This is a genomic window from Pseudomonas sp. C9D1 (assembly GCF_056491235.1).
Genome location: NZ_JBSZIE010000002.1, coordinates 4,075,820 through 4,096,943, shown reverse-complemented (window position 1 = coordinate 4,096,943; position 21,124 = coordinate 4,075,820). Strand labels below are relative to the sequence as shown.

The window sequence follows — 21,124 nt, the reverse complement described above, 5'->3', positions numbered from 1 at the left end:
TGCACCTCAGGCCGCGGCGGCGACGGGGTTGGCGCCGGCCAGGCGACGTTGCAGGCGGCCCTGCAGCTCGTTGCCGAAGGCGTAGTAGCGCGCCACCAGGCCCTGGGCGCGGGCCGAGAAGCGGTTATAGGCGATCACCGCGGGGATGGCGGCGAACAGGCCGATGGCGGTGGCGATCAGCGCTTCGGCGATGCCCGGAGCGACGGTGGAGAGGGTCGCCTGCTGCACCTGGGACAGGCCGATGAAGGAATTCATGATCCCCCACACGGTGCCGAACAGGCCGATGTAGGGGCTGACCGAACCGACGGTGGCGAGGAAGGTGAGGCCCCTCTCCAGGCGCTCTTCCTGCTCGGCGATGGCGACATAGAGGGCGCGCTCGACACCGTCCACCACCATCTCCGGGGCAATGCCCGGCTCGCGGCGCAGCTGGGCGAACTCCTGGTAGCCGGCCAGGAAGATGCGCTCCAGGGCGGCGTCCTCGTCCGCGTCGTCGCGGCGCTGCAGCTGGGTGAGGTCGGCGGTGCCACGGAAGCGCGCCTGGAAGGCCTTGGCCTGGCGCTCGACGCGCGCCAGCAGGGCGCCGCGCTGGACGATCAGGTACCAGCTGAACAGGGAGGCGAGCAGCAGGATCGCCATCACCCCTTTCACCAGCAGGCTGGCGTCGCTGATCAGGCCCCAGACGGTCATCTGTTCCAATGTTGCGTGCATGGTTGGTTCCTCGTGTTGCCGGGCCCCGCAGGGCCCTATTCGATTACGCGGCGATGACGGGTTGATGACAGCTCAGTGCAGGCCCAGGGTCCGGGCCACCTCGGCCCAGGGCACGAACTTGAAGTTCTGCGTCTGCTCGGGCATGCGCTTGCGGCCGTCCTGCACCACCAGCATTCCCTGGCTCCAGGGGCCGCCGAGGTTAGCGGAGGTGACTTCCAGGCCGTCGGTCTCCGAGGCGCCGTCGATGCCGGCCGCGGCGTTGAGGCCGACGCGGAAGGCACCGCGCAGGGCGAAGGGCGGCTCGGCGTCGAGCACCACGTAGCTGTCGTTGCCCTGGCTGGAGATCACCAGGTAGTCGCGGGCGTCGCTCTGGTACAGGCCCAAGCCCTCGACGTCGGCGTGCAGCGTCTCGCCCACCTTCATCACCGACTTGAGGTCGGCGGGGGCGTCGGCGCGGGCGTCCAGGGCCCAGACGCCGACGTCTTCCTCACCGATGAACAGGCGCTGGCGCTGGTCGTCGGCGACACAGCCCTCGGGCTGGCTGTCGACGCGGAACTCGCGCACCAGTTGCCCGCTCGCCGCGCCGCTGGCGCCGTCCAGGCGGTATTGCAGGAAGCGCCCGTCCTTGCCGTTGGCGAAGGCGTAGAGCTCGCCGGAGGCCGGCTGGAACAGGCAGATGCCGTAGATCTCCTTGAGCGGGGTGCGCACCTCGCCGGCCGGTTTCACCTCGCCCGTGGCGCGGTCGATGGCGAACAGGCTGAGGCTGTTGGTGTCGCGGTTGCTGGCCACCGCCAGGTCGACCCGCTGGCCGCCGAGGGCAAAGCCGGGGCGCACGTCGACGTTGTTCAGGCGGCCCACCGGCAGCTCCTGCAGCAGTTGGCCGTCGAGGCCGTAGACCAGCAGACCCTGCTTCTTGTTGGTGCCGAGCACGCGGCTGGCGGCCGGGTCGTTGGGGTTGACCCAGATGGCCGGGTCGTCCGCCGCGTCGCCCTGGCGGCCCACCGGCTCGCTCTGGCGCAGGGAGGCGACGCTGGGCAGCACGGGCGGCAGGGCCACGGGCTGCGCCTGCCAGTCCAGGCGGCCCTGGTACAGGCGCCCGCTGGCGTCGTCCTGCACCAGCAGGTCGGTGCCCTGGGCACTGGTGGCGACGGCGATGCGTTCGGGCTCTTCCAGGCCGGGGAGCGCCAGGCTGGCCACGGCTTTCCAGGCCTCGCCCTGCTGCTGGTAGAGGTGCAGGCGGGCGGCGCCAGGGTCCAGCGCCAGCAGGCCGCCGGGGACCACGGCCATGGCGCCGGCGCTTTTCGCCAGGCCGCCGAAGGGGGCGACCAGGTCCACCGGCACGCGGGCGCTGTCGGCTTCCGGGTGGGCCGGGTAGGCCCAGAGGCCGACGTTCTCTTCGTTGACGAACAGGCGGTTGGCGGCGTCGTCCACCTGGCAGTACTCGGCGGCCGGCGGCAGGGCCAGGCCGCGCACATGGCGGGCTTCGGCGTTGAGGCGCTCGCCGGCACCCACCAGCCACTGCTCGCCGTGGCCGTCTTCGCCCACCAGGAACAGGTAGAGGTTGCGGGCGTCGTCGCGGTACAGGCAGAGCCCGGCCACGGCGTAGTCACGGGCCGGCAGTTGCAGCGTGCGGCCCCAGCGATGGGTGTCGGTATCCAGGCTCACCAGGGTGGCCTGCTGGGTGGCGTTGTCGAGGCTGGCGGCAATCAGGCCCTTGGGGCCGGCGCTGCGCAGGTCGAGGCTGGAGAAGGAGCCGGGCAGGCGCGCCAGCTCCTGGCCTTCGCCGTCCAGCAGGAGCAGGCCGTTGCGCTCGCTGGCGGCCAGGCGCATGGCGGAGCCGGGCAGCTGGCGCAGGTCTTCGGCCTTGACCTTGGCCGAGGCGCCCCAGGGGCTGAGGGCCAGTTGCGGGGCCTGGGCTTCGGCGGCCGGCTGCGGCTGGCAGGCGGCCAGGCCGAGCAGGGCCGCGAGCAGCAGGGGATTGCGGGTGCGGGTGTGGGTCATCGGGCGGTTCCAGGCGATGCGGGGGAGCGCCCTCCCCGGTGGGAGGGCGCGGCGATCAGAAGTGGGTGAAGGTCAGGCCGAGGGTGTAGGTCGGGCCGTATTCCTCGTACTGGGCGTTGTAGCTGCGGCTGCCGGTGTAGACGTAGTAGCTCTCGTCGGTGAGGTTCTGCGCCTCGAAGGACAGCTGCAGCTCCTTCGTCAGGAAGTAGCGGGCGCTGAAGTCGACGAAGGTCTGCGCATCCACGTGCAGGTCGTGCTGGCGGTCGCCCACCGGGGCCACTTCGTAGAGGTAGTCGGACTTGTAGTTGGCCGAGAGGCGCAGGCTGAGCTTGTCGTTCTCCCAGCCCAGCATCAGGTTGCCGACGGTGTCGGACTGGTTGGGCAGGTCGATGTCGCGCTTGAGGGTGCGGCCGCTGGCCTGGTCGAAACCCTCGATGCTGGCGTCGGAGCGGCTGAAGGTGGCGTTGGCGCCCAGCAGCAGGCCGTTCCAGGGGGCGGGCAGCCAGTCGAATTTCTGCGAGTAGGCCAGTTCCAGGCCGTAGAGCTTGGCGCTGTCGCCGTTGGCGAAGGTGTTGGCTTCGTCGAAGGTCGCCCAGTCGCCGGTGCCGGCCAGGTCGGTGTTGTAGACGAAGTTCTGGATGTCCTTGTAGAAGACGAAGGCCGAAACCACCCCGGCGCGGCCCAGGTAGTGCTCGATGCCGAAGTCGTAGTTGGTCGACTCCAGGGGCGACAGGTCGGGGTTGCCGAAGCTGGCTTCGTCGCCGTCGATGACGAAGCCCGGGGCCAGTTGGCCGAAGGTCGGGCGCACCACGGACTTGGTCCAGGCGGCGCGCAGCTGGGTGTCCTTGTCGATCTGGTAGCGCGCGTGCAGGCCGGGCAGCCAGTGGTGGTAGTCGCGCTTGCGCTCGATGCTCTCGTAGTCGCCATCGCGGATGCCGGTGCCCTTGGCTTCGAACTCGGTGCCCTCGTAGCGCATGCCGGCGATGAAGCGCCAATCATCCACGTCCAGGGTGTTCATGAGGTAGGCGGCGTTGATGTCTTCGCTCATGTCGAAGTCGTTCACCCGCGACTCTTCCTCGTTGTAGAAGTCGGCGGCGTTGAGCTGGCCGAGCAGGCCCTTGATGGCGCTGGCGCTGATGCCGGGGCCGAAGCGGTCGAGGGTGTAGTGCACGTTGCCCTTCTGGAACTGGCCGAGGTTGAGCTGTTCGTCGCTGAAGAAGTTATCCAGGTCCTCGTAGGTCCAGGCTTCCAGGTCGTTGGTCTTGTCGCGGCGGCTGAGCTTGCCGCCGAACTTGGCCTGGGCGGCGTAGCCGGAGAGGTCGTAGTCGCGGGCGAGGTCCAGGCGGATGTTCTTCTCGGTGTCCTCGGTGTTCTGCTTTTCCCAGTCGACCTGGTCGAGGGCGAAGTTGGCCGGGTCGTAGAAGCCGTTCTCGACGTTCAGGCGCGGCTTCTTGCTGTCGTCGAAGCCGGTGCCGGTGAAGTCGCGGATGCCTTCGAAGGTGGCACCGGCGATGTGGCCGGGGCTGTCTTCGCTGGATTGGCTGTAGCCAGCCTGCCCGCTCAGGGTCCAGAGGCCCATCATGCGTTCGCCGCCGAAGACGTAGGACTGGATCTCCTGGGTTTCCTCGCGGTCCTTCAGCTCGCGGTAACCCTCGCCGTCACCGGTTTCGCCCGGCAGGCGCGCGTCATCGAATTCGATGCCGGCGGCGTTGCGCGTCTCGCTGTCCTTGTAGCGGCTGTAGAGGGTGCGCAGGTAGTAGCTGGAAACGTCGTCGGGCTTGTAGTCGAAGTTGAGGCCGCCGCCGGCGCGCTCGCGGGTGATGGCATAGTCGCGCTGCTCCAGCTCCTCCAGGCGGGCGCCGTCTTCGAAGTCCCAGGCGCCGCCGGTCTCGACGTTGTCGGAGCCGAACTTGCGCTCCTGCCAGCTCAGGGCAGCGGCCACGCCGAAGTTGTCGATGCCGTCGCCGAGGCTGAAGCGGTCGCTGATGGCGCCGGAGAACTTGGGGCTGGTCTTGTCGGTGTTCTCGTCGTAGCTGGCTTCGGTGCTGCCGGTGTAGAACAGCCCCTCGTGGTCGAAGGCGGAAAGGCTCTCCACGTCGACGGTGCCGCCGAGGGAGTTGGCGTCCATGTCCGGGGTGAGGGTCTTGATCACGGTGAGCGACTGCACCAGTTCGGCGGGCAGCACGTCCAGGGCCACGGCGCGGCGGTCGCTTTCCGGGGCCGGTACCAGGGTGCCGTTGATGGTGACGCTGTTCAGGTCCGGGCCCAGGCCGCGCACGCTAACGAAGCGGCCTTCGCCCTGGTCGCGCTCCACCGAGACGCCGGGCAGGCGCTGCACCGCTTCGGCGGCGTTCTGGTCCGGCAGCTGGGCGACGCCGTCGGCATGCACCATGCTTTCCACGCTGTCGGAGGCGCGCTGCTCCTTCAGGGCCTTGTCGATGCTCACGGCCTGGCCGACCACCTCGACGTGCTCGGTGGCGCCGGCGGCGCCCTCGTCGGCGGCCAGCGCGACGCCGGCCATGGCCAGGGTCAGCGCGCTGAAGGTGAAGCCCGCGAGCCGGGCGGCGGTGCTGCGCTTGTACATGAATGCTCTCCCCAGGTTTGGTTCCAGGCCAGGCAAATGGCCCGGCAATGTGGGAGCGGACGCTAGGCAGCGCGGATGAAGCTTCTGTGACAGGACAACGGCATAGGGCCGGAATGGCAGGGTTTTGCGGGGGTAACCCTGGGGTTTTGAGCTGATAGGACCCTCCAGAGCCGCCGTAGGGGCGAACTCATTCGCCCGCCGGGCCCCTGCTTGCAGGCCCCGCAGAGGCAGCCCTGCGGGCTGCTGGGCGAATGAATTCGCCCCTACATAAAGCACTCCGAAACCTGAAAAACACCGCACCTGCCCTGAGCCGATCCGACCCTTCCACCCCGCTCCGGCGCTGCAACTTCGCCGTCACAATCATCTGCTCTGCTGGCCCGGTCGAACCTCCCGGACAGCGCCATGACCTCCCTGCTCAAGCTGCATCGCCTCAAGCTCACCGCGCTGTTCCTGGCGGCCAATATCGGTCTGCTGCTGCACCTGGCGGTGGGCGACCTGAAGGCGACGTCGGAGTGGGTCTGGCTGGACATCCTCGGCGAGGGTGGCTCGGCGCTGCTGGCCCTGGTGTGGATCGGCCTGGTGCTGAAAAGCCGGCCCGCCGGGCGGGTCACCAACCTGCTGGTGCTGGGGTTGGCCGGGGTGTTCTTCTCCTGGTGGATCGACAGCCTCGACGAGTTCATCCGCATGCCCGACACGGTGCACTGGGACCATTGGCTGGAGTCGGTGCCCATGCCCATCGGCCTGGTGCTGCTGACCCTGGGCATCTACCACTGGCACCGCGAACAGCTGGCCATCAGCGCGCAGATGGAGAAGCGCGAGCGGCTGTTCCGCGAGCACCGCCAGTTCGACACGCTCACCCCGCTGGGCGACGCCGACTACCTGCGCCGCCAGCTGGAGCTGGGCCTGGGCGAGGCCGCCGCGAACGGCCAGCCGCTGTCGCTGGTGATCCTCGACATCGATGACTTCAGCCAGGTCAACGACCGCTTCGGCCACGACGAAGGCGACCACCTGCTGCTGGCGCTGACGCAGTTGCTGCTGCTCAACCTGCGCCGCCAGGACCTGCTCTGCCGCCTGGCCGGCGACCGCTTCGTGGTGCTGCTGCCGAACACCGGCGAGCGCCAGGCGCACCAGTTGGCCACCGAGCTGGGCGAAGCGGTGATGCACTTCGCCCACCGCACCCGCCAGCACGGCGAGCGCCTGCAACTGCGCGCCAGCACGGCGGTGGCGATGGCCCTGGACGAGAGCCCCGAGGCGCTGCTGCAACGGCTCAACCTGGCCCTGGCAAAGGCCCGCTCGCCGCGCCTGGCCCACAGTGCCTGAGGTGCGCGATGACCATCAGGGGTGACTGGTACGAGTGCGACAGCCGCTTCATTCCGGCCCATGGCCAGCCGGCGGTGCTGATCGACCTGGCGCTCTCGCGGGGGATCGACAGCCACCGCCTGCTGCGGGGGACCGGCCTGTTCTACGAGGACATCCTCGCCGGCGGCCAGCTCGTCAGCCCGCAGCAGTTCCTCGGGCTGATCGGCAATGCCCGGCGTCTGCTGGCCGCTGATGACACGGCCTTTCTCTTCGGCCAGCGGCTGCTGCCCGGCCACTACGGCGCCGCCAGCCACACCCTGCTGCATGCCGAGCACCTGCAGGATGCGCTGGGGCAGCTAATCCGCCAGCGCGCGCTGCTGACGCCGTTGCTGGCGCCCCGGCTGGTGCTGGACGAGCAGGACGCCTGGCTTTACTGGGTGGACGCCTGCGGGGCGGGGGAACACCGGCGCTTCTTGCTGGAGGCGAGCATGGCGGCAGTGGCAGCGCTGTGCCGGCGCCTGGGCGGGGAGCGGCTGCCGTGGCGCTACCACTTCGCCCATGGCCAGCCGCGCTGCATCGAGCAGTACTGGGTGCACCTGGGGGACGAGGTGCGCTTCGACCAGCACGTGGATGCCATGCAGGTGCCGCGCGCCTGGCTGACCCGGGCGCTGCCGGAAGCGTCGCAGACCGCCGGCCAGGTCGCACGCCAGGAATGCGCGCGCCACCTGGCGGCGCTGGGCCATCGCGCCAGCCTGCTGGACCGGCTCTACGGCTGGCTGCTGGAGCGGGTGCGCGAGGCGCCGGTGCTGGAGGACGCGGCCCTGGCCTTCGCCATGAGCCCGGCCACCTTCAAGCGCAAGCTGGCCAAGCACGGCACGCACTACCAGGAGCAGCGCGACCTGGTGCGCAAGCACGTGGCGCTCTACCTCTACCGCATCAAGGGCTACGGCAACGACGAGGTGGCGGCGTACCTGCACTTCCACGACAGCACCAACTTCCGCCGCTCGCTCAGGCGCTGGACGGGGCTTTCTCCCAGCGCACTGCGCCAGCTGTTCGGGGCTTGAGGGGCGTTATTCGTAGAACAGGGTGAGCGTGGCGGCGGTCAGCACCTGGCCCGGTCTGACCGTAGGCTCGAGCTGGTAGTAGCGGGCGATCAGCGAAATCATGCTGGGGCCGCCAGCTGTGCCCGTGTTCAGGGGGTGGGTCTTGACGCCCAGCGCCAGGGGCGTCGCACCATCGCCCTTGAGCAATTGCACGCCGATGCCCTGGGCCATGTTCGGGCCTATCACGTTCTTGAGCACTGAAGCGGCGGCCGTCAGCCCATCCAGCTGGTAGGAGACCTTGATGTCCGGGTCGCACTTGAGCTTGATGTCGAACGCAAACGGCCGGGCCGAGCTGCCCACACCATCGAAGTGGTGCTGGTTGGCTGTGGGCAGGGGCACTTCGATCGAGGGGTTGAGCACCTGGCAGCCGCGCTGGGTGACCACGACCGGGACCGGGAGGAAGACCAGTTCGTTGGTCAGTTCGTCGTCGTAGTAGATCCGGACCTGGGGCATGGCGAAGGTGCCCGACTGAATCGGACCGGTCTTGATCAGTTGGACCCAGAAACGCTGGGCGGGGGCGTAGTGGTCCCGCGGGATGGACGTTCGGGTACGTTCGCCGCGCATCATTCTCCCGCCCTCCATCTGGCTCGGTGTATTCGTGCTTGGAGACCACGCAACGCGGACGCCGACGCCAGCCAGGGCGGAGGCGTAGACGTCGCTCTTGCCAGGAACCTTGACCTCGGCAGGGCTGGAGATGAAGCCGGCCCCCTGGTAGTGCGGGTAGAGCTGCATGCACTCGACGTAGGCATCCCCCGTTCCGATCCAGCCATTGGTGTCGTAGATGACGCTGCCAATGGGCAGGTCGCGGCTGAGGTTCAGGGTCGACGGGATGGGAAAACGCGTCTCGCCCTTGCGCTTGAGGGTGCAGCCCCAGGCGTCCGAGTGCAGGGTGCCCAACAGCAGGCCGAGGCTGAGCAAGGCGAGCACCGCACGCCTCGGCTGGTACTTGGATTGTGCGCTCACGATGTCCACCTCCCCATGTGCCACGGCGCGCCGCCCTGCACGCCGTTGATCAATACCCGACGCAACAGGTGGCATCGCTGCAGTGCCGAGACCTCGAGCGTTGGCTTCATAAACACGCTGCAAAGCGCGCGGTTGCCGGCCGCCCGGTGGTGGTGCCGCCCAGGGCGCAGCCAGCACGAAACAGGTGACGCGGCCGCCCATCCACCGGCTGTTGATGCCGTAGAACACGCGTCCAGACGCGGCGCCCCGCAGCACGTACAGGGCCGTCGGCAGTTGGTTCGTCCCTGTCGATCCCGTGGGGTGGTCCCCCACACGAAGTTCGCGATCGGCAGGAGTTCCAGAGCGCCCGCCAGTTCGCCGTATGCGATGTGGTTCATCCGGATGACCGATGGAGAAGGAGAAGGGGCGAGGATTTTATCGGCCCGCCAAGCCTTCCGATGTCGGGCCACGCGTAAAGCTCACCGTTTACCGGGTAGGCCTGCTCCCCTTGGCACGTAGCCACACACCTCTAGAGGACAATGCCCGCCCCGTTATCAGGCAGGCGGTACCTCTGTGGGGGGGCTCACCGTACCCTGGCTGTGCCTAGGCCAGGACGCGGTCATGACAATCCCGCCAAGGGCACGGCTGCCGCCCCAAGACTCCAGCGTGGTGCCGAACAGCGGATGTGCCGGTGCCATTCACCCCGGACCGCCCGTGGTGCGTGCGTCGGCACCGTGACATCCCCCGCGATTCGGGTAGCCTTGTCATCCCCTGACCCGCCCGAAGCCTCGCCATGCCAGATGCACCCGCCTTTCTCGACGAAACCGACCGCCAGTTGATCGCCGCCCTGCAGATCAACGCCCGGGAAAGCGTCGCCACCCTCGCCCGCCGCCTGGGCATCGCGCGCACCACGGTGAACTCGCGCCTGGCACGCCTGGAGCGCAGCGGGGTAATCAGCGGCTATGGGGTCCGCCTGGGCCAGCGGGTGGCGGAGGGGGGTCTGCAGGCCTATGTGGGCATCACCGTGCGGCCGCGCAGCGGCAAGGACGTGCTGCGCCGTCTGACCGGCATGGCCGAGGTGCAGTTGCTGTGCACCGTGAGCGGGGAGTTCGACTACGTGGCCTGGCTGCGGGCCGAGTCACCGGAGCGGCTCGACCTGCTGCTGGACGAGATCGGCAATGTCGAGGGCGTGGAACGTACCACCACCTCGATCATCCTCAGTTGCAAGATCGACCGGGGCCAGCCATTGCCGGGCCCGGCCTGAGCGATCAGCGGTAGAACAGGGTCAGCGTGGCCATGGCGACCACCTGGCCGGGGGTCACCGTCTCCGCCACTTGGCGGTAGCGGGCCATCAGTGGGATCCGCACTCTCTTTTCGCCCATCGCGCTGCGCCCGAGCGGGTACTCGCTGCCGAGCGACAGCGGGAGGCCCTGCAAGTCGGTCAACTGCACCCCTACGCCACGTGCCATGGCGAGTCCCGCACTGTTCTTCAGGGTCGACGCATCATGGTTCAAGCCATCGAGACGGTAGGCGATGTCGAGGTCGGGATCGCATTCCAGGGCGATGCTGACGTCGAGCGGCCAGGCGGTGCTGCCGATGCCGGAAAAATCCTTGAGCCAGGTCTTGTGCAGGGTGCGGGTGAGGACAGTGCCTTCGACCAGCCGGCAACTGCGCGCCTGGAAGGCGATGGCGATGGCGGGGAAACGCAGGGAGTTGGTGCGCTCGTCGTGGTAATGCACTTCCACTGCCGGGATGCTGTAGGTGCCACTGGAAATCGGCCCGGTCTTCACCAATTGGATCCACCAGTTGCTCGCGGGGGTGTAGTGCCCCCAGGCCAGCGCATCCGTCTTGCGCGGCGAGTTCATGAACTCACCGCCGCTCATCTGCGCCGGCAACGTCGTCGCGTTCCGCGACCAGGCCACGCGGATGCCGATGCCCGGCACGCCGCTGGGGTAGACGTTCGCATGCCCCGCAACGCTCGCCCCACTGGTAAAGCCGCGGCGCAGCCAGAGGTCGCCGTGCTGCAGGAACCCGCCGCAGTTGACGTCCGCCTTGCCGCCCTGGATCCAGCGCTGGGTATCGAACAGCACGAGGCCGTTCGCCGCGTCGCGCGGCACCACCAGTTCCGTTGGCAGGGGCGCCGTGGTCGGCGGCGCCTCGGCAGTCCTCTTGCAATAGGCCGTGACCGCCCAGGCAGGCTGCTGGCTGATCACCAGTATCGAGAAGAAGAGAATGAATGAACGAACGAGCCCAGCGTGCATGAGGCATCTCCCGGTGTTTCGGTTTCGAAGGCTCAGATGATCGCCGATCGATATCTTCGCCCGGCCCGCGCGCGTCTTGCCGTGTTGGAAGACTTGTCTCTACGCGTAGATGAATATTCCTTGGCTACCTGGCTGGGCGGGATAGCATTTCGTCATATCGCCATTAATGGTCGTCGTTTAGCTATAAAAACTGGCTTAGTGACGACACAAAACGTCTTATGGACGAAAATAAGCCTCCCTAGAATGACGCCAACGCTGCCCAGACAGCCCTCTCATTCTTCAGGTCGCCATGCACACCACCAATCGCCACCCCGCCGACGGCAAGAAGCCGATCACCATCTTCGGCCCCGACTTCCCCTTCGCCTTCGATGACTGGATCGAGCACCCCGCCGGCCTGGGCAGCATTCCCGTCGAGCGCCAGGGCGAGGAAGTGGCCATCGTCGGCGCCGGTATCGCCGGGCTGGTGGCCGCCTACGAGCTGATGAAGCTGGGCCTCAAGCCCGTGGTGTACGAGGCTTCGAAGATGGGCGGTCGCCTGCGCTCGCAGAGCTTCGAGGGCACCGAGGGGATCATCGCGGAGCTGGGCGGCATGCGCTTCCCGGTGTCGTCCACGGCCTTCTACCACTACGTCGACAAGCTGGGCCTTGAGACCCGCCCCTTCCCCAACCCGCTGACGCCGGCCTCCGGCAGCACGGTGATCGACCTCGAGGGCAAGACCTACTACGCCGAGAAGATGGCCGACCTGCCGGCGCTGTTCCGCGAGGTGGCCGATGCCTGGGCCGATGCCCTGGAGGACGGCGCGCAGTTCAGCGAGATCCAGCAGGCCATCCGCGACCGCGACACCAAGCGCCTGAAAGCGCTGTGGAACAGCCTGGTGCCACTCTGGGACGACCGCACCTTCTACGACTTCGTCGCCACCTCCAAGGCCTTCGCCAAGCTGTCGTTCCACCACCGCGAGGTGTTCGGCCAGGTGGGCTTCGGCACCGGCGGCTGGGACTCGGACTTCCCCAACTCCATGCTGGAGATCTTCCGCGTGGTGATGACCAACTGCGACGACCACCAGCATCTGGTGGTGGGCGGCGTGCAGCAGGTGCCGCTGGGCATCTGGCGCCACGTGCCGGAGCGCATGGCCCACTGGCCGGCGGGCACCAGCCTGGCATCCCTGCACAACGGCGCGCCGCGCCCGGGGGTGAAGCGCATCGCCCGCGCCGCCGACGGCCAGTTGGCGGTGACCGACGCCTGGGGCGACACCCGCCACTACGCGGCGGTGCTGACCACCTGCCAGAGCTGGCTGCTGACCACCCAGATCGAATGCGAGGAATCGCTGTTCTCGCAGAAGATGTGGATGGCCCTGGACCGCACCCGCTACATGCAGTCGTCGAAGACCTTCGTGATGGTCGACCGGCCCTTCTGGAAGGACAAGGACCCGGTCACCGGCCGCGACACCATGAGCATGACGCTCACCGACCGCCTCACCCGCGGCACCTACCTGTTCGACAACGGCGACGACAAGCCGGGGGTGATCTGCCTCTCCTACTCCTGGATGAGCGACGCGCTGAAGATGCTGCCGCAGCCCATCGAGAAGCGCGTGAAGCTGGCGCTGGACGCCCTGAAGAAGATCTACCCGGACGTGGACATCGCCAGCCACATCATCGGCGACCCGATCACCGTTTCCTGGGAGGCCGACCCGCACTTCCTCGGCGCCTTCAAGGGCGCGCTGCCGGGCCACTACCGCTACAACCAGCGCATGTACGCGCACTTCATGCAGGACGACATGCCCGCCGAGCACAAGGGCATGTTCATCGCCGGTGACGACGTGTCCTGGACCCCGGCCTGGGTGGAGGGCGCGGTGCAGACCTCGCTCAACGCCGTGTGGGGGATCATGAAGCACTACGGCGGCGCCACCCACGCCGCCAACCCCGGCCCGGGCGATGTGTTCGCCGAACTCGGCCCCATCGCCTTGCCGGAATGATCAGGAGAGACGCCATGCGCATCGCCCTCTACCAGTGCCCGCCCCTGCCGCTGGACCCGGAGGCGAACCTCGCGCGCCTGCTCCGCCAGGCCACCGAGGCGGCACGCCGCGGCGCCCGCCTGCTGGTGGGCCCGGAGATGTACCTGAGCGGCTACAACATCGGCCGCGAGGCGGCGCAGGAACTGGCCCAGCCCAGCGATGGCCCCTGGGCGCAGCGCATCGCCGCCATCGCCCGCGAGCAAGGCATCGCCATTCTTTACGGCTACCCGGAACGGGGCGCTGACGGCGCCCTGTTCAACTCGGCGCAACTGATCGACGCGCGGGGCGAGCGCCTGGGCAACTACCGCAAGACCCACCTGTTCGGCGAGCTGGACCGGGGCCTGTTCAGCCCGGGCGAGGCGCCCTGCCCGATCCTCGAGCTGGAAGGCTGGAAGCTCGGCGTGCTGATCTGCTACGACGTGGAATTCCCCGAGAATGTGCGCCGCCTGGCCCAGGCCGGTGCCGAGCTGGTGCTGGTGCCCACCGCCAACATGGTGCCGTACGACTTCGTCTGCGACGTGCTGGTGCGCACCCGCGCCTACGAGAGCCAGTGCTACCTCGCCTACGCCAACTACTGCGGCGCCGAGGGGGCCATCCGCTATTGCGGCCTCTCCAGCCTCAACGGCCCGGACGGCGAACAGACCGCCCGCGCCGGCCGCGACGAAACCCTGCTGCTGGCCGATATCGCCCACGAAGCCCTGGAAACCTCCCGCGCCGCCATCACCTACCTGCACGACCACCGGCCGGAGCTGTACCGCCCCTAGGCTGGCGCCGAGCACTGCTGTTCGGAAATCGACCACCCAACGAAGCGTTGCGTAGTGCAAGGCGCGCAGCCAGGTACACACACCTTATCCACAGCCCCATCCACGGTTTCCGGGGACAGGTAGGGCGGGTGAAACCCGCGTGGGCTCCGCGCCCGGGCCGTCGGGTTGCACCCGGCCTACGAGGCCGCACCGCCCGTAGGTTGGCGCCGAGCGCAGCGAGGCCCAACGGAACCATGGCGAACCCACCTGCTCGGAAATCGATCACCCGACGAAGCGCTGTGCAGTGCAAGGCGCGCAGCCGTGTACACACAGCTTATCCACAGCCCCATCCACGGTTTCCGGGGACAGCCCCCCGCAGAAGCGAGCCCTGCTCGCGAAGCCTTTCATCGCCCTGAATGAAAAACCGCCCGGGGCAAAGGGCAGGGCCACCGGGCGGTTGAGAAAACAGACTCGAGGGGAAAGGGTCAGGTCAGCACGGCGTGGGGACCGGTGAGGTAGTCGAGCAGGCGAAACAGCGTCGGCGCCAGGGCGCTGCAGTGGGGGTAGCCGTCACGGATGGCTGCGGCGCTTTCCACCGAGCCGGCGAGGGCCAGGTCTTCGGGGCAAGCTTCGAGCAGCGCGTGGATGCTTTCGGGGGTGCTTTCCAGGTGGCATTGCAGGCCGATGGCGCGCTCCTGCCAGACGAAGCCCTGGTTGGCGCAGGTGGCCGAGCCATAGAGCGGGATGGCGCCCGCCGGCAGGTCGAAGGTCTCGCCGTGCCAATGCATGGCCATCAGGCGCTGCGGCAGCATGCGGCCCAGGGGCGAGTGTTCGGCCAGGGCGTGTTTCTCCATGGGCCACCAGCCGATCTCGGCCTCGCCCGGGCGCACCTGCGCTCCCAGGGCTTCGGCCAGCAACTGGGCGCCCAGGCAGATGCCCAGCACCCGCTTGCCGCCCTCGAGCGCCGCGCGGATCAGCGCCTTCTCGCCGACCAGCCAGGGCAGCACGGCTTCGTCGTGGACGCTCATCGGGCCGCCCATGACGATCAGCAGCTCGAAGTCATCCAGCTGCGGCAGCGGGCAGTCGGCATAGAGGTCGTGCACCCGCACCTGGGCGGAACGCAGGTCGAGCCATTGGGCGATACGGCCGATGCCCTCGAAGGGCACGTGCTGGAGGATGGCGACGCGCATATCAGGCGGGCTCCTTGTGTTTGCCCTTGGCCAGGGCGAAGGCGCGGTTGAGGCGCTTGAGCATTTCATCGACGTTGGCGTGGCTGACCGTGAGCGCCGGGGAGAAGCGCAGGCAGTCGCTGGCCAGGCCGTTGATCAGCAGGCCCTCCCCCAGCGCGGCGCGGACCACGGCATCGGCGCGCTGCTCGATCAGCGGCATGCCGATCAGCAGGCCATGGCCGCGCAAGGGGCCGTGCCCATGACGACGGGCGACGCGGGCCAGGCCTTCGCGCAGGTGCTGGGCGACCTCGCGCACCTGTTCGAGGAAGCCCGGCTCCAGCACGGTGTTGAGCACGGCGAGGCCGGCGGCGGTCATCAGCGCGTTGCCGTGGTAGGTGCCGCCCTGCTCGCCCGGTTCGAAGCAACAGGCGTTGCCACGGGCCAGCAGCGCGGCCAGGGGCACCCCGCCGCCCAGGCCCTTGCCGAGGGTGATGATGTCGGCGCGCACGCCGTAGAGGTCTTCGGCCAGCAAGGCGCCACAACGGCCGACGCCGGTCTGCACTTCGTCGAGGATCAGCAGCACGCCGCGTTCGCGGCACAGGCGCTCGGCGCCCTGCAGGTATTCGAGGGTGGCGGGGATGACCCCGGCCTCGCCCTGCACAGGCTCCAGCATCACCGCCACCGTGCTGTCGTCGACGGCCGCGCGCAGGGCGTCGAGGTCGTTGAACGGCACCTTGGTGAAGCCGGGCACCTTGGGCTCGAACATATCCTGGAAGGCCGGCTTGCCGGACGCGGACATGGTGGCGAGGGTGCGGCCATGGAAGCTGTTGCAGGCGGTGACGATGCCGTAGGCGCCGCCCCGGTGCAGCTGGCCCCATTTGCGCGCCAGCTTGATCGCCCCTTCGTTGGCTTCGGCACCACCGTTGAGGAAGTAGACCTGGTCGCTGCCACTGGCCTGGCACAGGCGCGAGGCGAGCTTGAGCATGCCGCGGTTGTAGAAGGCCGGGCCGGGGTTGATCAGCGCTTCCGCCTGGCGCTTGAGCGCCTCCACCACCACGCCTGGGCTGTGGCCGAGGCTGTTGACCGCCCAGCCTTGGGTGAAGTCGAGGTAGGCGCGGCCGTCGGCATCCCACAGCCAGGAGCCCTGGCCCCGCACGAAGACCTGGGAGGGGCGCTCGACGGTGCGCATCAGGCGCAGGCTGGCCAGGGGGTCACGCATGTTCGGGCACCTCTTCGTGGCGGTATTCGATGCCCAGCAGGCGCAAGCCTTCCGGGCCCTGCTCGAGGATGCGGCGCAGCTCGCGGCGACGGCGGATGCGCAGGCCGAAGCCTTCGGCGAGGGGAAAACGCTCGCGCAACAGGGCGGTGGTTTCCACGTAGCGCGCCTGGCTCACCTCCAGGGTGGCGAGCAGCACGCCGTGACGTTCCAGGTTGATCTGGTAGTCGCTCATGCGCGCATGCCCTCCAGCGGCAGGCCGTGCAGGCGTGCATTCCAGTCTTCGACCTGGCCGCTGGCCAGGCGCCGCGCGGCACCATCGCGCCAGCGGCCGCTCAGGGCTTCGCAGGCCTGCAGCAGGTGCAGGCCCTCGCGCTCCAGGGGCTCGTGGAAGTAGGCACGCACGGCACGGGCGACGCTGAGTTCCGGATGCGGGCGGTCGAGCAGCGAGAGGCGATCCTCGGTGCTGACGAAGCCGGGTCGCAACACGCGGTAGAACCAGCCGCAGCGACCGGTGTCCTGCACCAGGCGCGGCAGTTCCTCGATGCCCCAGCGACGGCTCAGGCGGTAGCAGGGGGAACGCGGCTGGCTGACCTGGATGATGGCTTCGCCCCAGCGGAAGCTGTCGCCGATGCACACCTGCTCTTCGGTGAGGCCGTAGGTGGAGAGGTTCTCGCCGAAGGACGGTGCCTTCCAGGCGAGATGGCGGTAGTGCTTGCGCCAGTAGCGGTAGTGCTCGGCCGGGTAGTGGTGCAGGGCGCGCTCGGGGCCGCCGTGGAAGCGCGGGTCGCCCTGCTCGTCGCTGCCCAGGCCCTGGGGCCAGAGCCAGAGCCGGTGTTCCACCGGGCGCTTGTCGATGGCGCTGCTGAGTCCACCGCCGATATCTTCGGCTTTGCCTATGAATACACCCTTTACTTCCAGGCCCTGCATGTCGTGCTCCAGCGCTTGAACCAGGTTCTATGGCCGCTAGAATAGGGCCTTGCCGCTGCGCATGACATTTCGATTTTTCAGTTTCTTCGATAAGTAACCCTTATGGATTTCCGCCAGCTCCGCTATTTCGTCGCGCTCTACGAGGAAGGCCATGTCGGCCGCGCCGCCGAGCGCCTGAGCATTTCCCAGCCGGCGCTCTCCCAGCAGATCCGCCAGTTGGAGCAAGGGCTGGACGTGAGCCTGTTCCAGCGCACCGGCAAGCGCCTGCTGCCGACCCTGGCCGCGCACACGCTGTACAACCATGCGCTGCCCCTGCTGGACGGCATGGAACGGGCACGGGAGGCGTTGCGCAATTTCCGTGGCCAATCGCCCCGCAGCCTGGCCATCGGCGTGCTGCAGACGGTCAACGCGAGCCTGGTGCCGCTGCTGCTGGAGCGCCTGCGCGAGGCCCAGCCGCACCTGGTGGTGCAGATCTACGAATTGTCGGGGCTGGATATCGAGCGGCGGCTGCTGACCGGCAACCTGGATATCGGCATCGGCTTCCTGCCGCCGCGCCAGCCCGGGCTGCACAGCCAGCTGCTGTACGAGGACGAGCTGCAGTTGGTGATCCCCGAGGAGCACCCGCTGAAGGAGTTCCGCAAGGTGTCCCTGGCCCAGGCGGCCGAGCTGCCGATGCTGTTGCTGGGCGAGGAGTTCCGCGTGCGGCAGATCTGGCAGGAGCAGTTGGCGCTGATCGGCCGGCGCCCCCAGGTGCAGGCGGAGCTGAACCATATGGCCGGCATCCTCGACAGCCTGCCGCACACCCGCCTGGCCACGGTGCTGCCCGGCCGGGCGCGGCAGCTGCACGCCAACCAGGCGCTGTTGTGGAAGCCCTTGAGCGAACCGCGGGTGCCGTTGAAGGTGGGACTGGTGTTCCGCGATGCCCAGCGCCAGCAGGCGACGCTGGAGCTGCTGCAGGCGCTGCTGGAGAAGCTGGTGACGCCGACTGCGTGAAACCTGGGCCAGAAAAAGAAAAACCCCGCCGAAGCGAGGTTTTTGCAGACTTGTATCCCTGACATCCCTGATCTACCCACCATCCTGGCGGAAATCCGGCGTAGTCCCTGTTATTCAGTGCGCTTCCTGCGCTACGTCCCTATGGAGCAAAGATTAGTCCTGTACCCATGTAGGCGGAAGCAGCTAAAACCTTCAGGCAATGTAAGCATTAACTTACAAATCAGTGGATTGGCGATCTGATCACAAAATGCCATCAATTCGATAAAACCCCCATTCCAGAGGTGCTACCGCTACCGAGCAAGCGATCGGTAGGTTTTGTCTTCAGAATAGTCGCTTGATAGACTCCGCATTGTCCTACAAGAACGAAGTAGCCAGCCTTTTCCGGCGGTCTTACAGGGTCATGACCATGCGCGTAGTAACGATTGCGCTTTTCTGCCTCGCTCCCTGCATCCCCCTTTCCGCCCTGGCCGGCGGCCAGACACGGCTCCCCGACCCGAAGGCGGCCGTGACCCAGGCCTTCTGGCAGCAGCTCTACCCTGGCGCGGGCACCACGCTCTATTGCGGCAAGGCCTTCAACGGCCAGAGCGGGCTGCTGGCGGCGAGCCCCGTCTACCCCATCAAGCAGATCAAGAGCGCGTTGCGCTGCGTCACCGATAGCCAGTGCAAGACCGCCAACCCGCAGTACCCCTTCATGCTCGCCGACCTGCACAACCTCTACCCGGAACTGGCGCGGGTCGAGCTGGCGCGGCGCAACGCGCTGTTCGGCATGGTGGGCGATGTGCCGAGCAAGTTCGGCGCCGACTGCGACCTCAAGGCCAGCTTCCAGCTGGTGGAGCCCCGCGATGCCGCCAAGGGCAACGTGGCCCGGGCGATCTTCTACATGCACATCGAGTACGGCCTGCCTATCGTCGGCCAGGTGCAGATGTTCAAGGAATGGCACCGTCTGGACCCGGTAGACGCCGAGGAGCGCGCACGCAACGAGCAGATCGCCGGCCTCCAGGGCACGCGCAATCGCTTCATCGACGACCCGGGCCTGGTGGACACGCTGATTGCGGATTGAAGGGGCGCAACCAGGCTTCGGAGCCTGCAGCCGCCGCTCACTCCGAACGTAGGGTGTGCTGCGCGCACCTGGGACTCGCCGGAAGCACCGAGCGGCGGTGCGCACGGCACACCCTACGGCACGAGCTCATCCTGTCAGTCCTCGGCGCGAACCGTCACAGGCACAGAGCCGGCGACTCATGACCACGTCCTGAAGACGCGGTTTCCCACGCTCAAATGAAAAAGCCCCGCATCGGCGGGGCTTTTTCGTTTGCGGGGGCCGCTTAGAACTGGGCGGCGTCCAGCAGGTACAGCGACTCGCTGCCGGCTTTCACCGAGGCGGTCAGGGAGTGGATGCGCGGCAGCAGGCGGGCGAAGTAGAAACGCGCGGTGCCCAGCTTGCTGGCGTAGAACTCGTCCTGGCCTTCCTTGCCCAGCGAGGCCTTGGCCATCAGCGCCCACATGTAGGCATAGGCGGTGTAGCCGAAGGCGTGCAGGTACTCGACCGACGCGGCGCCGATCTCGTTGGGGTTGGACTTGGCGCTTTCCAGCAGCCAGGCGGTGAGGTCGTCGAGGTTGGCGACCGCAGCGTTCAGCGGCTCGACGAACTCGGCCAGGTCAGCGGAGGCGCTGCCGGTGAAGGCCTTGATCTCGTCGGAGAAGTGCTTGTAGAACGCGCCGCCGCTGCCGACGATCTTGCGGCCGACGAGGTCCAGCGCCTGGATGCCGTTGGTGCCTTCGTAGATCTGGGTGATGCGCACGTCACGCACCAGCTGCTCCTGGCCCCATTCGCGGATGAAGCCATGGCCGCCGAACACCTGCTGGCCGTGGACGGTGGTTTCCAGGCCGAGGTCGGTGAGGAAGGCCTTGGCCACGGGGGTGAGCAGGGCGACCATTTCTTCGGCGCGTTTGCGCACGACGGGGTCTTCGCTGAACTTGGCGGTGTCCAGCTGCATGGCGACGTAGGTGGAGAAGGCACGGCCGCCTTCGTTGGCCGCCTTCATGGTCAGCAGCATGCGACGCACGTCGGGGTGCACGATGATCGGGTCGGCGGCCTTGTCCTTGGCGACCGGGCCGGTCGGCGCACGGCTCTGGATGCGGTCGCGGGCGTATTCGACGGCGCTCTGGTAGGAACGCTCGCCGGAAGCCAGGCCCTGGATGCCAACGCCGAGGCGCTCGTAGTTCATCATGGTGAACATGGCGGCCAGGCCCTTGTTCGGGGCGTCGACGATCCAGCCGGTGGCGCCGTCGAAGTTCATCACGCAGGTAGCGGAGGCCTTGATGCCCATCTTGTGCTCGATGGAGCCGCAGGACAGGGTGTTCTTCTCGCCGAGGGAGCCGTCGGCATTGACCATGAACTTGGGCACCAGGAACAGCGAGATGCCTTTCGGGCCGGCGGGCGCGTCGGGCAGCTTGGCCAGGACCAGGTGGATGATGTTCTCGGTGAGGTCGTGCTCGCCGCCGGTGATGAAGATCTTGGTACCGGTGACCTTGTAGCTGCCGTCGGCCTGGGGTTCGGCCTTGGTGCGGATGATGCCCAGGTCGGTGCCGGCGTGGGGTTCGGTCAGGCACATGGAGCCCGCCCAGACGCCCGCGTACATGTTCGGCAGGTACTTTTCCTTGAGCTCTTCGCTGGCGTGCGCGTTGATCGACAGGCAGGCACCGGCGGTGAGCATCGGGTAGAGGCCGAAGGAGAGGTTGGCCGAGTTGACCATTTCCTCGACCTGGGCGGAGATCGCCTTGGGCATGCCCATGCCGCCGTAGACCGGATCGCCACCGACACCGACCCAGCCGCCTTCGGCGTAGGTCTTGTAGGCCTCGGGGAAACCGGCAGGCGTGGTGACCGCGCCGTCGCTCCACTGGCAGCCTTCTTCGTCGCCGGAACGGTTCAGCGGGGCGATGGTGCCGCCGGTGACCTTGCCGGCCTCTTCGAGGATCGCGGATGCGGTTTCGGCATCGACGGTCTCGGCCAGGGCGGGCAGCTCGGCCCAGAGCTTGGCAACCTCGAAAACCTCGTTGAGGACGAAGCGCATATCGCGCAGGGGCGCTTTGTAGTCAGCCATGTGCAAAACCTCGCAGGAACTCTACAGGCGGCCGGAAGGGCCGGTTTCACGGAACAGGGCGGC

General features: G+C 67.8%; 17 protein-coding genes. 7 read left to right on the top strand and 10 right to left on the bottom strand.

All coding sequences use genetic code 11. The features are described from left to right. Positions 1 to 6: 6 nt before the first annotated feature. The 3 genes from tolQ to ACXI0U_RS26710 all read right to left on the bottom strand — a co-directional run bounded on the left by tolQ (position 7) and on the right by ACXI0U_RS26710 (position 5,293). A complete protein-coding gene (gene tolQ, locus ACXI0U_RS26720; protein WP_479551051.1) occupies positions 7 to 708 on the bottom strand; it encodes a protein TolQ in 702 nt (233 codons plus the stop codon). A 72-nt stretch (positions 709 to 780) separates the two neighbouring features. Beyond that, the gene (locus tag ACXI0U_RS26715; protein ID WP_479551050.1) at positions 781 to 2,709 is read right to left on the bottom strand and encodes a phytase; all 1,929 of its coding nucleotides are present in this window, start codon (positions 2,707 to 2,709) and stop codon (positions 781 to 783) included. A gap of 55 nt (positions 2,710 to 2,764) precedes the next feature. Then, positions 2,765 to 5,293, bottom strand: coding sequence for a TonB-dependent receptor (locus ACXI0U_RS26710; RefSeq protein WP_479551049.1), 2,529 nt, complete (start codon positions 5,291 to 5,293; stop codon positions 2,765 to 2,767). A 402-nt stretch (positions 5,294 to 5,695) separates the two neighbouring features. Between ACXI0U_RS26710 and ACXI0U_RS26705 the strand changes: the two genes are divergently transcribed. Beyond that, entirely contained in the window at positions 5,696 to 6,613 is a 918-nt protein-coding gene (locus ACXI0U_RS26705; RefSeq protein ID WP_184488516.1) for a GGDEF domain-containing protein, read from the top strand. Positions 6,614 to 6,621: 8 nt separating this feature from the next. Next, positions 6,622 to 7,656, top strand: coding sequence for an AraC family transcriptional regulator (locus ACXI0U_RS26700; RefSeq protein WP_479551048.1), 1,035 nt, complete (start codon positions 6,622 to 6,624; stop codon positions 7,654 to 7,656). A 6-nt stretch (positions 7,657 to 7,662) separates the two neighbouring features. Here ACXI0U_RS26700 and ACXI0U_RS26695 read toward each other — a convergent pair whose 3' ends face one another. After that, positions 7,663 to 8,658, bottom strand: coding sequence for a fimbrial protein (locus tag ACXI0U_RS26695; RefSeq protein ID WP_479551047.1), 996 nt, complete (start codon positions 8,656 to 8,658; stop codon positions 7,663 to 7,665). Between the two features lie 772 nt (positions 8,659 to 9,430). Between ACXI0U_RS26695 and ACXI0U_RS26690 the strand changes: the two genes are divergently transcribed. Beyond that, positions 9,431 to 9,901 (top strand): Lrp/AsnC family transcriptional regulator, encoded by a 471-nt coding sequence (locus ACXI0U_RS26690; protein ID WP_374979667.1) that lies wholly within the window; start codon positions 9,431 to 9,433, stop codon positions 9,899 to 9,901. Positions 9,902 to 9,905: 4 nt separating this feature from the next. On the opposite strand, the gene ACXI0U_RS26685 is transcribed toward ACXI0U_RS26690, so the two are convergent. After that, the gene (locus tag ACXI0U_RS26685) at positions 9,906 to 10,898 is read right to left on the bottom strand and encodes a fimbrial protein (protein WP_479551046.1); all 993 of its coding nucleotides are present in this window, start codon (positions 10,896 to 10,898) and stop codon (positions 9,906 to 9,908) included. A gap of 289 nt (positions 10,899 to 11,187) precedes the next feature. Here ACXI0U_RS26685 and ACXI0U_RS26680 point away from each other — a divergent pair, with 289 nt between their 5' ends. Beyond that, entirely contained in the window at positions 11,188 to 12,870 is a 1,683-nt protein-coding gene (locus tag ACXI0U_RS26680) for a flavin monoamine oxidase family protein (protein ID WP_043246987.1), read from the top strand. Between the two features lie 14 nt (positions 12,871 to 12,884). Continuing rightward, positions 12,885 to 13,673, top strand: a complete 789-nt coding sequence (locus ACXI0U_RS26675) for a carbon-nitrogen hydrolase family protein (RefSeq protein WP_479551045.1) — start codon at positions 12,885 to 12,887, stop codon at positions 13,671 to 13,673. Positions 13,674 to 14,137: 464 nt separating this feature from the next. On the opposite strand, the gene ACXI0U_RS26670 is transcribed toward ACXI0U_RS26675, so the two are convergent. From ACXI0U_RS26670 to ACXI0U_RS26655, 4 genes are read right to left on the bottom strand one after another with little or no spacing between them, the layout of a single operon-like run. Continuing rightward, positions 14,138 to 14,842 carry a type 1 glutamine amidotransferase gene (locus ACXI0U_RS26670; protein ID WP_479551044.1) on the bottom strand — a complete coding sequence of 235 codons (705 nt, stop codon included), beginning with the start codon at positions 14,840 to 14,842 and terminating at the stop codon, positions 14,138 to 14,140. 1 nt (position 14,843) lies between these two features. Then, the gene (locus tag ACXI0U_RS26665) at positions 14,844 to 16,040 is read right to left on the bottom strand and encodes an acetylornithine transaminase (protein WP_479551043.1); all 1,197 of its coding nucleotides are present in this window, start codon (positions 16,038 to 16,040) and stop codon (positions 14,844 to 14,846) included. Further along, complete coding sequence (locus ACXI0U_RS26660) at positions 16,033 to 16,272, bottom strand: hypothetical protein (RefSeq protein ID WP_479551042.1); 240 nt, start codon at positions 16,270 to 16,272, stop codon at positions 16,033 to 16,035. Before ACXI0U_RS26660 ends, ACXI0U_RS26665 begins: the two co-directional genes overlap by 8 nt. Further along, positions 16,269 to 16,967 (bottom strand): MOSC domain-containing protein, encoded by a 699-nt coding sequence (locus tag ACXI0U_RS26655; RefSeq protein WP_236206452.1) that lies wholly within the window; start codon positions 16,965 to 16,967, stop codon positions 16,269 to 16,271. Before ACXI0U_RS26655 ends, ACXI0U_RS26660 begins: the two co-directional genes overlap by 4 nt. Positions 16,968 to 17,069: 102 nt before the next feature. On the opposite strand from ACXI0U_RS26655, the gene ACXI0U_RS26650 reads away from it, so the two are divergent. Together ACXI0U_RS26650 and ACXI0U_RS26645 are read left to right on the top strand one after the other, a co-directional pair. Further along, positions 17,070 to 17,960: a LysR family transcriptional regulator gene (locus ACXI0U_RS26650; protein ID WP_479551041.1), complete on the top strand. Its 891-nt coding sequence runs from the start codon at positions 17,070 to 17,072 to the stop codon at positions 17,958 to 17,960. A 406-nt stretch (positions 17,961 to 18,366) separates the two neighbouring features. Next, positions 18,367 to 19,020, top strand: a complete 654-nt coding sequence (locus ACXI0U_RS26645; RefSeq protein WP_479551040.1) for an endonuclease I family protein — start codon at positions 18,367 to 18,369, stop codon at positions 19,018 to 19,020. A 262-nt stretch (positions 19,021 to 19,282) separates the two neighbouring features. Here the strand turns inward: ACXI0U_RS26645 and ACXI0U_RS26640 are convergent, their stop codons facing one another. Then, positions 19,283 to 21,061, bottom strand: a complete 1,779-nt coding sequence (locus tag ACXI0U_RS26640; RefSeq protein ID WP_021222740.1) for an acyl-CoA dehydrogenase C-terminal domain-containing protein — start codon at positions 21,059 to 21,061, stop codon at positions 19,283 to 19,285. Positions 21,062 to 21,124: the final 63 nt, after the last annotated feature.

Bases quoted from the DNA above. Each gene is read 5' to 3' on its own strand.
- tolQ (WP_479551051.1), bottom strand. From the start codon at position 708: ATGCACGCAACATTGGAACAGATGACCGTCTGGGGCCTGATCAGCGAC.
- ACXI0U_RS26715 (WP_479551050.1), bottom strand. From the start codon at position 2,709: ATGACCCACACCCGCACCCGCAATCCCCTGCTGCTCGCGGCCCTGCTC.
- ACXI0U_RS26710 (WP_479551049.1), bottom strand. From the start codon at position 5,293: ATGTACAAGCGCAGCACCGCCGCCCGGCTCGCGGGCTTCACCTTCAGC.
- ACXI0U_RS26705 (WP_184488516.1), top strand. From the start codon at position 5,696: ATGACCTCCCTGCTCAAGCTGCATCGCCTCAAGCTCACCGCGCTGTTC.
- ACXI0U_RS26700 (WP_479551048.1), top strand. From the start codon at position 6,622: ATGACCATCAGGGGTGACTGGTACGAGTGCGACAGCCGCTTCATTCCG.
- ACXI0U_RS26690 (WP_374979667.1), top strand. From the start codon at position 9,431: ATGCCAGATGCACCCGCCTTTCTCGACGAAACCGACCGCCAGTTGATC.
- ACXI0U_RS26685 (WP_479551046.1), bottom strand. From the start codon at position 10,898: ATGCACGCTGGGCTCGTTCGTTCATTCATTCTCTTCTTCTCGATACTG.
- ACXI0U_RS26680 (WP_043246987.1), top strand. From the start codon at position 11,188: ATGCACACCACCAATCGCCACCCCGCCGACGGCAAGAAGCCGATCACC.
- ACXI0U_RS26675 (WP_479551045.1), top strand. From the start codon at position 12,885: ATGCGCATCGCCCTCTACCAGTGCCCGCCCCTGCCGCTGGACCCGGAG.
- ACXI0U_RS26670 (WP_479551044.1), bottom strand. From the start codon at position 14,842: ATGCGCGTCGCCATCCTCCAGCACGTGCCCTTCGAGGGCATCGGCCGT.
- ACXI0U_RS26665 (WP_479551043.1), bottom strand. From the start codon at position 16,040: ATGCGTGACCCCCTGGCCAGCCTGCGCCTGATGCGCACCGTCGAGCGC.
- ACXI0U_RS26660 (WP_479551042.1), bottom strand. From the start codon at position 16,272: ATGAGCGACTACCAGATCAACCTGGAACGTCACGGCGTGCTGCTCGCC.
- ACXI0U_RS26655 (WP_236206452.1), bottom strand. From the start codon at position 16,967: ATGCAGGGCCTGGAAGTAAAGGGTGTATTCATAGGCAAAGCCGAAGAT.
- ACXI0U_RS26650 (WP_479551041.1), top strand. From the start codon at position 17,070: ATGGATTTCCGCCAGCTCCGCTATTTCGTCGCGCTCTACGAGGAAGGC.
- ACXI0U_RS26645 (WP_479551040.1), top strand. From the start codon at position 18,367: ATGCGCGTAGTAACGATTGCGCTTTTCTGCCTCGCTCCCTGCATCCCC.
- ACXI0U_RS26640 (WP_021222740.1), bottom strand. From the start codon at position 21,061: ATGGCTGACTACAAAGCGCCCCTGCGCGATATGCGCTTCGTCCTCAAC.